This window comes from Microbispora sp. CA-135349, assembly GCF_050947365.1.
Classification (GTDB): domain Bacteria; phylum Actinomycetota; class Actinomycetes; order Streptosporangiales; family Streptosporangiaceae; genus Microbispora.
Map to the genome: position 1 here is coordinate 4,184,780 of NZ_CP192001.1, position 12,299 is coordinate 4,197,078.

Sequence of the window (12,299 nt, forward strand, 5' to 3'; positions counted from 1 at the left end):
GGCGCCGTGCTGTTCGCGGTCCTTTCTCACGTGCGCGGCTCGGCGGCGAGGGGCAGACGCAGGACGAGACGGGCACCGCCGTTCTGCTCGGCGGCGTACAACCGGCCCCCGTGCTCCTGGGCGATCTCCCGCGCGATGGACAGGCCGAGCCCTGACCCGCCGGGATCCCGTAGGCGTGCCTCCTCTCGCCGGTAACGGCGTTCGAAGACGCGTTCGCGGTCCTCCGGCGGGATGCCGGGACCGTCGTCGACGACCTCCAGGACGGCGTCGGGCGGGTCGGCGGTGACGACCACCTCGATCTTGGTGTGACTGTGCCGCTCGGCGTTGGTCATCAGGTTGCTCAGCAGGCGGGCGAGGCGGATCGCCGACGCGCGCACGCACACGTGCGTATCGAGGCGGGTGAGGACGGCCGCGGAGGGGGTGCGGCGGTCCAGTTCCTCGGTGACGAAGTCGGCGAGGTCGATCAGGCGGTTGTCCTCGGGGGCCCGATTGTCCAGCCGGGCCAGGTCGAGCAGGTCGGCCACGATGTCGTTGAGCCGCTCGGCGTCGCGCAGCAGCTTGCGCAGGAGCCGGTGCAGGTCGCAACCGGGGTCGGACAGCGCGACCTCCAGCTCGGTCAGCAGGCCGGTGATGGGGTTGCGCAGGTCGTGGGAGGCGTCGTAGACCAGCCGCCGCTGCCGTTCGATGGCCTCGCGCAGCGCCGAGGTCGTCTCGCGCTGTTCCCGGTGCGCCTGCCTGAGCTGGTCGTTGAGGGTCCGCAACTGCAGGGTCAGGGAGTCGTTCCCGCCTCCCTCGTCTCCGTCCGCGCCGGCGCGGCGCAGCGCGCGGACGAGGTCGGTGACCTCCTCGGTGCTGAGGACGATCCATCTGACCTGGCCGTACGGGCCGGGAACGGGAGTGAGGACCGTGCTCCAATACCGCTCCTCGAACACCCCGGGCCGGTCCACCGCCTCGACGTCGTACCTCTGCAGCGGAACGAAGTCGCGGCGCCCGGTGGTCAGCACCTGTTCCAGGGCGGCTCGCAGTGCCGGCGCCCCCTGCTGCTCGGAGTCCTCCGGCGCGGCGGGATTGGGCGGGAAGACGTCGAAGAGGCCGCGGCCGACGAAGGCGTCGCGATCGCGCCCGTGCGTCTTCAGGAAACCGTCGTTCACGTCGACCAGGACGAAAGCCGGGGTCAGCACCGCCGACGGGGCCTGACCGGCCCGGAACACCGCTTCATAGTCGATCTCTGACCTCATGACCACGGTGCCTTTCCCGCACCTTGTCTTCCGGCCCCAGCCAGTCCGCAAGACTCCCGGCCGCGCGTCCGGCGGCCGTGTTGTCTCCTATGCCCATGAGGCCGCGTGTCACCGGGGGACGCCGCCGAAGGGTGACGGAAAAGCAGATGCACACGCCCGCAGCCATCACGAGGACCGTCCACCGTCTCGTACGGCGGGCCGCACCGGCGGTCAGGTCGAAGCGTCGCCGGTCGGCGGGGGCACGGCGCACGGGCGGAGGACCATGAACGAGTCCTCAACGGCCGCCACCATGGCGAAGGGGAACCGGTCGAGTTCAAGACAGAGTGCGACGTCGTCAGGATGGGCTCCTTGGCGCACGCCCTCCGCCAACTCGGCGGCGGCGCGCGACTCGCCGGCTCGGCCGAGGAACTCGGACGCATCCGCCCCGGCCCCGGTGGCCCTGCGCGCGATGTACTGAGCGCACGCCAGATCCTCATCGGCGCGCCCGTCGTCGCCGGTGACCACGAACGTGACACTGCCGCATTCGCGTGTGCGCAGAAGCCGAGCCGTCGCCTCCGCCACCACGAAGCCGGCGCACAGCACGAGCGACGCCTCCTTGACCGCGAGGGCGCCGACCGTCCCTGCGGTGGTCTTCTGCACAACGGTCCGCCCGCCGAGGTCGGCAGACCGCAGCAGGCCCGGCGAGTTGACGGTGTCGAACCCGGTCGCCGGCGGACCGTCCTTGATCGCCACCCAGTCCGGGTGGCGCGCCTTGAGCGCCAGGGCTTCGTCCAGCGACTCGGCGAGGACGATTTTCTCCGCCCCCCGGGCGAAGGCCCAGGCAGCCACGGTGAAGGCGCGCATGACGTCGACCACGACCGCCGCGGACGGGGCTTCGGCCAGCTCGGCGATGCCGAGGAAACGAGTGTCCATCCGGTCATGATCGCGCATGCCCGGCGCGAGGTCCGGCCAGGTGCCGTCCTTCCGGCGGCCGGCCCGCAGAGCCGGGCGGCCGCCGATAACCGTCACCTTCGGCAGGAGCTGAGCAGGGGCCCACCCCGCCTCAACCGGCGGGCGGCCGGGCCCTCCGGGACGTCCGTGCGACGGCGACGGCCGCCGCGGCGCACACCACCGCCGGCACGATCAGCGCGTACGCCGCGCCGCGGTGTCCCTGATCGGGAACGCCGAGGGCGACGAACGCCCCCGTCACGGCGACGCCGATCGTGGCGCCGCACTGCCGGGCCGCGTTGAGCAGCCCACCGGCCGCGCCGGCGGCGCCCTCGGGAGCCGCGGTCACGACCAGGGTGGCCAGCGCGGGCAGCGCGAACGACACACCGAAGCCGGTGGCGACCAGACCGGCCAGCAGGAACGGGTAGGAGGCGCCCGCCCGGAAGGCCGCGCCGAACGCGACGCCGCCCGCCGTGAGCAGGACGAGCCCCGCCAGCACCGGCGGCCGCGGCCCTGACCTGGCCACGAGCCTGCCGGTGAGCAGCGGATTGACGGCGAAGGGCAGCGTCATGGGCAGGAGCGCCGCTCCGATCTGCCCCGGAGTCAGGCCGAGCGCCTGCTGGAACAGCAGCGGCAGCACGAACAGCACCCCGCTCATCGCGAAGTTGACCGCAGCGCCCGCCAGCAGCGCGGCGGGCACACCGGGCGCGCGGAGCACGGCGGGCGCCAGAACCGGCGCGTGGCCGCGCCGCTCCCGTACGGCGAAGGCGCACACCGCCGGCACCGTTGCGCCCGCCGACCAGGCGGCGTGGACGAGGGATCGGGCGCCGAGGGCGATCAGCGTGTCGGTCAGCAGCGCCACCGCGGCGCAGGCCAGGATCTGGCCGGTCCAGTCGATCCGCCGGTCGCCGCGCGGGCAGCGCACGGCGGGCACGGCGGTGAGCGCGAGGGTGACGGCGGCGAGCGGCACGTTGATCAGGAAAATCGCCCGCCAGCCCGCCAGATCGGTCAGCGCCCCGCCGGCCACCGGGCCGGCGACGAGCGCGGCGCCGCTGGTCGCCGCCCAGACGGCCACGGCCCGGGCTCGTTCTGCGGGCACCGGATACAACCGGGTGATCATGGCCATGGACGCGGGGACGCAGCCCGCGGCGGCCAGGCCGAGCAGCGCCCGCAGCCCGACCAGCGCCCACAGTGACGGTGCGAGCGCGGTCAGCAGGCTGCCCAGGCCGAACGCGGTGACCGCCGCCCGGAACACGCGGTGCGCGCCGTACCGGTCGGCCACCGACCCGGCGGTCAGCAGCGCCGCGCCGAACACGAGGGTGTAGCCGGTCACGGCCCACTGCAGCCCCGCGACGCCCGCTCCGCCGAAGGAACGCGCGAGATCGGGCTCGGCGACCGACACGACGGTGGTGTCGAGCAGCACCATGAAATAGCCGAGCGCGATCCCGGCCAGCGCGCGGGCCCGGGCCGGCGCGGCCGGGGGAGAGGCTGTGATCGTCATGAGAATCTCCAGGAAGGTGAATCAACCTGGGCCTCACTGTGGAGCCGGCCGCCGTACGGGCTCCACCGGCCCGGCCGCAGGGAGCGTTCGGAATAACCGAACGCTCCCGGCCTGTTCGCTGCGGCATGGAACTGCGGCAGCTGCGCACCTTCGAGGCGGTTGTGACTCATCGCACGGTCACCGACGCCGCCGTCGCCCTGGATCTGGCGCCGTCGTCGGTGTCGGAGCAGATCAGGAGGCTGGAACGGGACCTCGGGGTCGCGCTGTTCGACCGGGGACCCCGGGGGATGCGCCTGACCGCGGCGGGCGAGCGGCTGCGCGGCTGGGCGCGCCGCCTGCTCGACCAGGCCGACCAGGCCAGACGCGACGTGGCCGGTACGCGCCCGGTGCTGCGGCTGGGCGCCCTGGAGACGATCGCGGCCGTGCACGTGCCCGAGGTTCTGTCCCGGCTGGCCGAGCGCCGGCCCGACCTCGTGGTCGAGGTGCGGTCGGACGGCGTCCGCGACCGACTCCTGAACGCGGTCGCCGCCGCGGACCTCGACGCGGCGCTGCTGCTGGACACCGGAGAAGACGTCGGCGGGCTCGGCTTCGGCGCGCCGGACACTCCGCTTGCCTTCCTCGACCTCGATCCCGTGCCGCTCGCGCTGGTCGCCGCACCCGATCATCCGCTGGCCGCCGCGTCGCGGCTGCGCGAGGAGGACCTGTACGGCCAGCGGCTGCTGGTAAACGTGCCCGCCTGCTCGTTGTGGCTGGCGGGGGAGCGCCTGCTGGGCGACCGGGTGGAGCGGGTGCGGGCGGGGGGCGTGCCCGTCATGCGGGCCTGGGCCGAGCGTGGCCTCGGGATCACCCTGCTGCCGTGGTTCGCGGTCGCCGATCGGGTCGCCGCCGGCGCCCTCGCCCGGCTCGCGCTCGACGTCCCCGGTCTGAGCCTGCGCCTGGTGTGGCGGGCCGACCGCGAGGCCCTTCCCGGCATGCGGGAGGTCCTGTACGCCAGCGCCGCGGGCCGTTGAGTCAGAGGTCGCCGAGCATGCGGCTCCTGTCGCTCTTCGGGGCATCGAGAGCATGCAGTGCCTGGTTCAGGGAGCCTTCCTCAAAACCGAAATGTGCCTTCATCGCGGCCTTGATGTCGTTGATCTGCCGAAAGAGCTGCTGCGGTGACGTTTGCGGATCGTCGAGGCTCAGGCGGAAGTCGGCGAGGAGGCGCGCGAGGACCTCGTGCTCGCGCCCCAGGCGGGCGATCGTGGGCTCCAGCTCGGGCATCTGCTGCAGCAAGGCCGGGAAGAAGTCGCTGTCCTCACTGCGGTGATGGCTGCCCAGGGCCGAGCAGAAGGTGTAGCAGAAGTCGCGAAGCTCGGGTTCGAGGCTCTGGGCGCGTTCGCCGGAGCGGATGGCCCTGCGGGCGTCCTCCAGCGTCTTTTCCAGGCGGTGGTGCACGTCCTGCAACTCCCGGTGCCAGGCGAAGATGCGGTTGCGCAGCATCACGGTTCTCAGCGGAAGTCGTCTGCGTGCTCGTCGGCCCACTGCGCGAACCCCCGGGCGGGCAGCCCGGTGAGCCGCTCGACGGCAGATGACACGGTGGCGGGCACTCCCACGGTGGCGGCCCACATGGCCAGGAGCTCGTCGACGACGGAACGCGGCATGCCGTAGCGGGCCATCCGCTCGCGGGCCTGCTCCGGAGTCTCCTCGACGAAGGAGAGCTCACGGCCCAGCGCGCGGGCGAGGATGGCGACCTGCTCGCGGAAGGTGAGCGACTGCGGCCCGGTGAGCGAGTATCGCCGGCCCGCGTGGCCGCCCCTCAGCGTGACCGCGGCGACGGCGGCGAGGTCGGCCTCATGGACGGGTGCGGTCGCCGCGTCCGGGTACGGGGCACGCACCGCGCCCTGGTGCCGGATCATGCCGCCCCAGTGCCGCAGGGCGTTGGAGGCGTACGCGTTGGGCCGCAGATGAGTCCACTCCAGCCCGGCGTCGGCGAGCGGCCGCTCCACGCCGGCGGGGTCGTCGTCGAGTCCGGACACCACCACGATCCGCTTGACCCCGGCACGCGCGGCGGCCGCGGCGAACCCGCCGGCCGCCCGGCCGGCGGAGAACAGATACACCGCTTCCACGCCGGTCAACGCCGGCGCCAGCGACGCCGGCTCGCCCAGGTCACCGCCCACCGCCCGCACCCCGGGCGGCAGGTCCGCGGTTTCGGGGTGACGGCTGAGCGCGCGCACCTCGGCACCATCCTCGCGAAGCGTGGTGACGAGGCGTCGCCCGACCAGACCGGTCGCTCCTGTCACGAGAATCATTCCCGCCGTCCTTCCGCTGTCGGCGCTTCGCCGTGATCGCGCGCGGCGAGCAGTTTCGGTAGCTGCTCCAGCAGGCTCTCGTGCCAGGCGATCTCGGCCTGCAGGCGTGCCGTGGTGTGATCGAAGGTCATCGGCTCCAGGCCGCGCAGGTAGGGCTCGGCCTGCTCGCGCTGGTGCCGCCAGGCCGTCAGCCGGGCGATCAGCGCGTCACGCCGGTCTTCTATCAGTGCCCGGAGGTCCTCTTCCGGCAGGTCGGCGGCGTAGTGCAGCGCGAGGTCCACCGGGTCGGGCCGCAGCCGCACCTCGCGCAGCGTGCGGTCGCGCAGCGCGATGAACTCCTCGCGGCCGGTCGGGGTGAGCGCGTACACCGTCCGTGCCGGACCCGCCGCCTGCTCGGTGCGGACCACCTCGATCGCCCCCTCGGCGACCAGCCGGTGCAATGCGCCGTACAGCGAGCCCACCTTGATGTCGGTCCACAGCTCGGTGCGGTCCAGTTGCGCCTGCCGGCGGATCTGATGCCCGTGCATCGGACCGTGCAGCAGGGCGCCGAGCACGAACATGCGTGCGTCACTCACGCGACTACTCAAACACGACTAGCGCCGACTAGTCAAACACGAGTAGCGCACCCATGGTGGCGCGCCGGTGCCGTCCATGCGACACTCACTGTTATAGAACTCTTCATAGAGTTATAGAACAATCGGAGGATGGCATGCGAGACGTGCTGCCGTGGAGTGAGCCGGTCCCGCTGGACGGGACGATGGGCGAGCCTCAGACACCTGGCCGATTCGGCGAGTACGGCGGACGGTACGCGCCGGAGTCCCTGGTGGAGGCGTGCCGCGAGGTGGACGAGGCGTTCCGGGAGGCCTGGGTGGATCCGGGGTTCCGCGGCGCCCTGGCGCGGCTGCTCGCCGTGCACGCCGGGCGGCCGACACCGCTCACACCGGCCCGCCGGTTGTCGGAGACGCTGGGCGTGCGGCTGTACCTCAAACGCGAGGATCTCACCCACACCGGATCCCACAAGATCAACAATGTGCTGGGCCAGGCCCTGCTGGCCACCCGGATGGGACGGCGCAGGCTGATCGCCGAGACGGGGGCGGGCCAGCACGGGGTGGCCACCGCGACCGCCGCCGCGCTGCTCGGACTGGAGGCCACGGTGTTCATGGGCGAGCGCGACATCGAGCGGCAGGCGCTGAACGTCTTCCGGATGCGCATGCTGGGCGCCGAGGTGGTCCCGGTGACCACGGGCAGCCGCACCCTCAAGGACGCGACGAGCGAGGCCATGCGGCACTGGGTGGGCGCGACCGGCGACTCCCACTACTGCATCGGCTCGGTCCTCGGGCCGGATCCCTACCCGTGGATGGTCAGGGAGTTCCAGCGGGTCATCGGCGACGAGGCCCGCGGGCAGTGCGCCGCCGAGCTGCGGACCGGCGTGCCGGACCACGTGGTCGCGTGCGTCGGCGGCGGCTCCAACGCGGCGGGCACGTTCGCCGGATTCGCCGACACCCCGGCGCGCCTGGTCGGTGTCGAGGCGGACGGCGGCGCGGGGGCGACCCGCGGCCGGCTGGGCGTCCTGCACGGCTGCCGCTCGCTGTTCCTGCAGGACGACGACGGGCAGATCGTTCAGGCGCACTCCATCGCCGCCGGGCTCGACTACCCGGGAGTCGGCCCGGAGCACGCCTACCTGCGCGATCTCGGCCGGGCCCGCTACGTCACAGTGACCGACGACGAGGCCGTCGGCGCGGCGGTACGGCTGGCGCGTGCCGAAGGCATCGTCCCGGCGCTCGAATCGGCGCACGCCCTCGCCTGGGTGATCCGCGCGGCGGGCGACGGCGAGTTGCCCGCGGGAGCCACGGTGATGATGACGTTGTCCGGCCGGGGCGACAAGGACGTCTCAACCCTGAAGGAGCTGCTGTGACGAACTCCACCCTGGCCCCGGGCGCGGTCGAGCGCCACCTGCGTGCCCGCCGGGACGCCGGCCGCGGCCTGCTCATGCCGTACGTCACCGGCGGGATCACGCCCGGCTGGACGGACTACCTGCGGGCGTTCGCCGCCGCGGGAGCGGACGCGATCGAGGTCGGCCTGCCCTTCTCCGACCCCACGCTGGACGGCGTCACCATCCAGCAGGCAGGCGACACGGCACTGGCGCGGGGGGCGAGCACCCGCCGGATCCTCGCCGACCTGTCCGGTATGCCGGACCTGGGCGTCCCGCTGGTCGTCAGCACCTACTACAACCTGGTGCTGCACGACGGCCCCGCGGCGTTCTGCGCCGCGCTGCGCGGGGCCGGCGTCGACGGCCTGATCGTGCCCGACCTGCCCGTGCACGAGGCGGACGAGCTGACGGACGTGGCCGCCGCCGCGGGGATCGAACTGGTCCTGCTGGCGTCGCCGGCGACGCCGCAGCCGCGGCTGGCGGAGATCGCGGGCCGTAGTCGCGGCTTCGTCTACGCGGTGTCGGTGATGGGCACCACCGGTGAGCGGGCCGCCCTCGCCGCTTCGGCGGCGGAGCTCACCGAGCGGATCAGGCGCGTGACCGACCGGCCGGTCTTGCTAGGATTTGGCGTTTCCACCCCGGACCAGGCACGCGAAGCCCGCCGGCACGCCGACGGCGTGGTGGTCGGCGCCGCCGTCATGCGGCGGGTGCTCGACGGGGCCGGGCCGGACGACCTGCGGACCTTCCTCGCGGCCCTGCGGCGAGCCCTCGACCAGGAGTGTGACCGACCACGATGACCCCCGACGCCGGGCACGAGGCGAGATACCGCGCCATCGCCGCCGACCTCGCCGCGAAGATCCGGTCGGGACACTACGCCCCCGGGGAGGCCCTGCCGCCGCAACGGGAGCTGAGCGCCTCCTACGGGGTGACCCTCATGACGCTGCGGCAGGCGTTGCGGGAGCTCAGCGACGAGAGGCTGATCGTGCAGCAGCCCGGCAGGGGCACGTTCGTCGCCCCGCCCCATCTGTCGTACCAGCTCGACTCGCTCCGCAGCCTGGTCGACGACCTGCGTAAACAGGGCCACGACGTGCGCACCGAGGTGGTCGGGCGGGCGGTGCGCCGGGCCCCCGCCCCGATCGCCGCGGAGCTGCGGCTGCGTCCCGGCGACACCGCCCTGCGGCTGGAGCGGGTCCGCGAGTTCGCGGGACGTCCCGCCGTGCACCAGGTGTCCTGGGTCCGGCGGCCGGTGGCCGACCAGATCCGCGACCGCGACTTCACCGCCGTCTCCCTCTACACGGCCCTCGCCGACGCGGGGGTGGCGGTCGCCCGGGCGTCGGAGGTGGTCCGGCCCGGTCTGCTCGGCCCCGCCGCCGCCCGCCACCTGCACGAGCCGCAGGGCGGTCCGGTGCTCCTCAGCACCCGGATCACCTACACCCTCGACGCCACCCCCGTGGTGTCCGACCACGCCACCATCCTCGGCAGCATGATGGAGATCCGCACCGAACGCGCCGCCACCGGCCTGTCTCTCACCTGGGGCCCCACCAGCTGACAACCTCCCGCCGCACACGCCGATGACGCCTCGGCCGTGGCGGGAAAGGATTGGACGGGCCGATGCTCGGACTTGTAGCTTGCAGCTGACCGTGACGCCGCCAGAGGAGGTGAGACCCATGAACGTTGTATCGATGTGGGTGCTCCCCCTTCCCGTCACGGCCGGGCGATCGATGTAGGTGTCGCCGGGAGCGCCTCACCAACAAGGCACTCCCGAAAGGCAACACCTATGGACTCTCAGTTCACCGCCGGGCCGTCGCCGGACGACAGGGCCGGGCGCGACTCCACCGCGGGCGACGTCCCCGGGCCCTGGTCGCCGGCCTCCGGCGCCGAGCGCGCATCCCTTCCGTTCGACGTGATCATCGCCGGGTGCGGGCCGACCGGCGCGATGCTGGCCGCCGAACTCCGGCTGCACGATGTGCGGGTGCTCGTTCTGGAGAAGGAGACCGAGCCCAAGTCGTTCGTCCGCATCGTCGGTCTGCACATTCGCAGTCTCGAGCTGATGGCGATGCGCGGACTGCTGGATCGCGTTCTCCCGCATGGAAGACGGCGTCCGGCCGGCGGTTTCTTCGCCGCCATCCCCAAACCCGCGCCCGAGGGCCTGGATTCCGCGTACGCCTATCTGCTGGGCATCCCGCAGCCGGTCGTCGAACGCTTCCTCGAAGAACACGCGACCGCACTGGGCGCGCAGGTCCGGCGCGGTTGCGCGGTCGCCGGTTTCGAACAGGACGACGAGGGCGTGACCGTCGAGCTGGCCGACGGGGAACAGCTGCGTTCGCGCTATCTCGTCGGCTGTGACGGCGGGCGCAGCACGGTGCGCAAACTGCTCGGCGTCGGCTTCCCCGGCGAGCCCTCGCGCAACGACACGCTGATGGGCGAGATGCACGTGGGCGTGCCGCCGGAGGAGATCGCCGCCAAGGTGGCCGAAATCAACGAGACCCACAGGCCGTTCTGGCTCCGCCCCTTCGGGGGAGGGGTCTACAGCGTCGTCGTCCCGGCCGCGGAGGTCGGGGACCGGGCGAAGCCGCCCACCCTGGAGGATTTCCAGCAGCAGTTGCGCGCCGTCGCCGGGACCGATTTCGGCGTGCACTCCCCGCGCTGGCTGTCCCGCTTCGGGGACGCCACCCGGCTGGCCGAACGTTACCGGGTCGGACGGGTGCTGCTGGCCGGGGACGCGGCACACATCCACCCGCCCATCGGCGGACAGGGTCTCAACCTGGGCGTTCAGGACGCGTTCAACCTCGGCTGGAAACTGGCCGCACAGATCCGCGGCTGGGCGCCGGACACACTCCTGGACACCTACCAGGCCGAACGCCGTCCGGTCGCCGAGGACGTGCTGGACAACACCCGCGCCCAGACGGAACTGCTCTCCTCTGAACCGGGCGCGCAGGCCGTGCGCAGGCTGCTCACCGAACTGATGGACTTCGACGAGGTGAACCGCCACCTGATCGAGAAGATCACCGCGATCGGCGTCCGCTACGACTTCGGCGAGGGCCCCGACCTGCTCGGCCGCCGCCTGCGCGACATCGACGTGAAGCAGGGCCGCCTCTACGACCTGCTGCACCGAGGCCGCGGCCTGCTGCTGGACCGCACCGAACGCCTGACCGCCGGCGGCTGGTCGGACCGGGTCGACCACCTCGCCGATCCCACCGCGGCACTGGACGCTCCGTGCGTCCTGCTACGCCCCGACGGCCACGTCGCCTGGATCGGCGACGACCAGCGGGACCTGGACGACCACCTCTCCCGCTGGTTCGGCAGGCCCGCCGACTGATCTCACCTGAGCGGCGGCCATCCCGCGGATGCGCGGGCCGGACATCCACCGCCCGCCGGCATGGCGGAAAACGGCCATGCCGGCGGGCGGTGGCCGCGCGAAAGTGTCGGTGGCGCGACGTACTATCCCCGGGTGACCAGCAGAACCGCCTCGCCGCAGCACCTGCGCGATCTCGCGCTGCTGCGCCGAGTCCGTGACCGCATCGACCGGGAGTACGCACAGCCGCTGGACGTCGAGGCGCTCGCCCATGGTGTGAACATGTCGGCCGGGCACCTCAGCCGCCAGTTCCGGCTCGCCTACGGCGAATCGCCGTACAGCTATCTGATGACGCGGCGCATCGAACGCGCGATGGCGTTGCTGCGCCGTGGCGACCTCAGCGTGACCGAGGTCTGCTTCGCGGTGGGCTGCTCGTCTCTGGGCACCTTCAGCACCCGCTTCACCGAGCTGGTCGGCGTGCCGCCCAGCACCTACCGGCGCCAGGCGGCGGACGCGACCGCGGGCATGCCGCCCTGTGTGGCGAAACAGGTGACCAGGCCGGTCAGGAATCGAGAAGCGCCACTCGCCGAGCCGCGGCTAGCGTGACGACCATGGACGTCAGGATTCACTCGGTCTTCCTCCCGCACGACGACCCGGACGCTGCCCTGGCCTTCTACCGCGACACCCTCGGTTTCGAGGTCCGGGGCGACGTCGGTTACGGCGGGATGCGCTGGATCACGGTCGGTCCTCCCGGCCGGCCCGGCACGTCCATCGTCCTGTACCCGCCGGCCGGCAACCCCGGCGTCACCGACGACGAGCGCCGCACCATCGCCGAGATGATGGCCAAGGGCACCTACGCCATGATCACCCTGGCCGCCGAGGACCTCGACGGCCTCTTCGAACGGCTGCGGGCCGGCGGCGCCGAGGTCGTTCAGGAGCCCGTCGAGCAGCCGTACGGGGTTCGCGACTGCGCCTTCCGCGATCCTGCGGGCAACTTGATCCGCGTCAACGAGCTGCGCTGAGCCGGCCATGCCGCATCGCCGGTTCCGCGGCGGCCCGCGCAGGGCGCACAGAACCGGGCGTACCGCTCGAAGCTGGTTGAATCAGTCAGGCGACGCCG

13 protein-coding genes are annotated in these 12,299 nt (G+C 72.6%); 7 read left to right on the forward strand and 6 right to left on the reverse strand.

Annotated features, from left to right (window positions below):
* Positions 1–26: 26 nt before the first annotated feature.
* The 3 genes from ACQPZZ_RS19505 to ACQPZZ_RS19515 all read right to left on the reverse strand — a co-directional run bounded on the left by ACQPZZ_RS19505 (position 27) and on the right by ACQPZZ_RS19515 (position 3,666).
* Complete coding sequence (locus ACQPZZ_RS19505; protein ID WP_432934004.1) at positions 27–1,238, reverse strand: ATP-binding protein; 1,212 nt, start codon at positions 1,236–1,238, stop codon at positions 27–29.
* A 210-nt stretch (positions 1,239–1,448) separates the two neighbouring features.
* A complete protein-coding gene (locus ACQPZZ_RS19510) occupies positions 1,449–2,246 on the reverse strand; it encodes a 2-phosphosulfolactate phosphatase (RefSeq protein WP_432934005.1) in 798 nt (265 codons plus the stop codon).
* 34 nt (positions 2,247–2,280) lie between these two features.
* Complete coding sequence (locus ACQPZZ_RS19515; RefSeq protein WP_432934007.1) at positions 2,281–3,666, reverse strand: MFS transporter; 1,386 nt, start codon at positions 3,664–3,666, stop codon at positions 2,281–2,283.
* Positions 3,667–3,791: 125 nt separating this feature from the next.
* On the opposite strand from ACQPZZ_RS19515, the gene ACQPZZ_RS19520 reads away from it, so the two are divergent.
* Positions 3,792–4,676 (forward strand): LysR family transcriptional regulator, encoded by an 885-nt coding sequence (locus ACQPZZ_RS19520; protein WP_432934009.1) that lies wholly within the window; start codon positions 3,792–3,794, stop codon positions 4,674–4,676.
* A 1-nt stretch (position 4,677) separates the two neighbouring features.
* On the opposite strand, the gene ACQPZZ_RS19525 is transcribed toward ACQPZZ_RS19520, so the two are convergent.
* From ACQPZZ_RS19525 to ACQPZZ_RS19535, 3 genes are read right to left on the reverse strand one after another with little or no spacing between them, the layout of a single operon-like run.
* Positions 4,678–5,145 carry a hemerythrin domain-containing protein gene (locus tag ACQPZZ_RS19525; protein ID WP_432934454.1) on the reverse strand — a complete coding sequence of 156 codons (468 nt, stop codon included), beginning with the start codon at positions 5,143–5,145 and terminating at the stop codon, positions 4,678–4,680.
* 8 nt (positions 5,146–5,153) lie between these two features.
* Positions 5,154–5,954 (reverse strand): NAD(P)H-binding protein, encoded by an 801-nt coding sequence (locus tag ACQPZZ_RS19530; protein WP_432934011.1) that lies wholly within the window; start codon positions 5,952–5,954, stop codon positions 5,154–5,156.
* A complete protein-coding gene (locus ACQPZZ_RS19535) occupies positions 5,951–6,529 on the reverse strand; it encodes a PadR family transcriptional regulator (protein ID WP_432934013.1) in 579 nt (192 codons plus the stop codon). The genes ACQPZZ_RS19530 and ACQPZZ_RS19535 overlap by 4 nt, the downstream gene beginning before the upstream one ends.
* A gap of 134 nt (positions 6,530–6,663) precedes the next feature.
* Between ACQPZZ_RS19535 and trpB the strand changes: the two genes are divergently transcribed.
* The 6 genes from trpB (at position 6,664) to ACQPZZ_RS19565 (ending at position 12,201) form a co-directional block, all read left to right on the forward strand.
* Entirely contained in the window at positions 6,664–7,869 is a 1,206-nt protein-coding gene (gene trpB, locus ACQPZZ_RS19540; protein ID WP_432934015.1) for a tryptophan synthase subunit beta, read from the forward strand.
* The gene (gene trpA / locus ACQPZZ_RS19545) at positions 7,866–8,681 is read left to right on the forward strand and encodes a tryptophan synthase subunit alpha (protein ID WP_432934017.1); all 816 of its coding nucleotides are present in this window, start codon (positions 7,866–7,868) and stop codon (positions 8,679–8,681) included. The genes trpB and trpA overlap by 4 nt, the downstream gene beginning before the upstream one ends.
* Positions 8,678–9,433, forward strand: coding sequence for a GntR family transcriptional regulator (locus tag ACQPZZ_RS19550; RefSeq protein WP_432934019.1), 756 nt, complete (start codon positions 8,678–8,680; stop codon positions 9,431–9,433). Before trpA ends, ACQPZZ_RS19550 begins: the two co-directional genes overlap by 4 nt.
* 228 nt (positions 9,434–9,661) lie before the next feature.
* Entirely contained in the window at positions 9,662–11,203 is a 1,542-nt protein-coding gene (gene rox / locus ACQPZZ_RS19555; RefSeq protein WP_432934021.1) for a rifampin monooxygenase, read from the forward strand.
* A 132-nt stretch (positions 11,204–11,335) separates the two neighbouring features.
* A complete protein-coding gene (locus ACQPZZ_RS19560) occupies positions 11,336–11,785 on the forward strand; it encodes a helix-turn-helix transcriptional regulator (RefSeq protein ID WP_363637860.1) in 450 nt (149 codons plus the stop codon).
* A 5-nt stretch (positions 11,786–11,790) separates the two neighbouring features.
* Positions 11,791–12,201 carry a VOC family protein gene (locus ACQPZZ_RS19565; protein ID WP_432934024.1) on the forward strand — a complete coding sequence of 137 codons (411 nt, stop codon included), beginning with the start codon at positions 11,791–11,793 and terminating at the stop codon, positions 12,199–12,201.
* The last annotated feature ends 98 nt before the right edge of the window (positions 12,202–12,299 follow it).

What these genes read in the sequence shown, in the direction of transcription:
- ACQPZZ_RS19520 (WP_432934009.1), top strand. Translation starts at nt 3,792, where the DNA reads ATGGAACTGCGGCAGCTGCGCACCTTCGAGGCGGTTGTGACTCATCGC.
- rox (WP_432934021.1), top strand. Translation starts at nt 9,662, where the DNA reads ATGGACTCTCAGTTCACCGCCGGGCCGTCGCCGGACGACAGGGCCGGG.
- ACQPZZ_RS19505 (WP_432934004.1), bottom strand. Translation starts at nt 1,238, where the DNA reads ATGAGGTCAGAGATCGACTATGAAGCGGTGTTCCGGGCCGGTCAGGCC.
- trpB (WP_432934015.1), top strand. Translation starts at nt 6,664, where the DNA reads ATGCGAGACGTGCTGCCGTGGAGTGAGCCGGTCCCGCTGGACGGGACG.
- ACQPZZ_RS19515 (WP_432934007.1), bottom strand. Translation starts at nt 3,666, where the DNA reads ATGACGATCACAGCCTCTCCCCCGGCCGCGCCGGCCCGGGCCCGCGCG.
- ACQPZZ_RS19565 (WP_432934024.1), top strand. Translation starts at nt 11,791, where the DNA reads ATGGACGTCAGGATTCACTCGGTCTTCCTCCCGCACGACGACCCGGAC.
- ACQPZZ_RS19525 (WP_432934454.1), bottom strand. Translation starts at nt 5,145, where the DNA reads ATGCTGCGCAACCGCATCTTCGCCTGGCACCGGGAGTTGCAGGACGTG.
- ACQPZZ_RS19550 (WP_432934019.1), top strand. Translation starts at nt 8,678, where the DNA reads ATGACCCCCGACGCCGGGCACGAGGCGAGATACCGCGCCATCGCCGCC.
- ACQPZZ_RS19530 (WP_432934011.1), bottom strand. Translation starts at nt 5,954, where the DNA reads ATGATTCTCGTGACAGGAGCGACCGGTCTGGTCGGGCGACGCCTCGTC.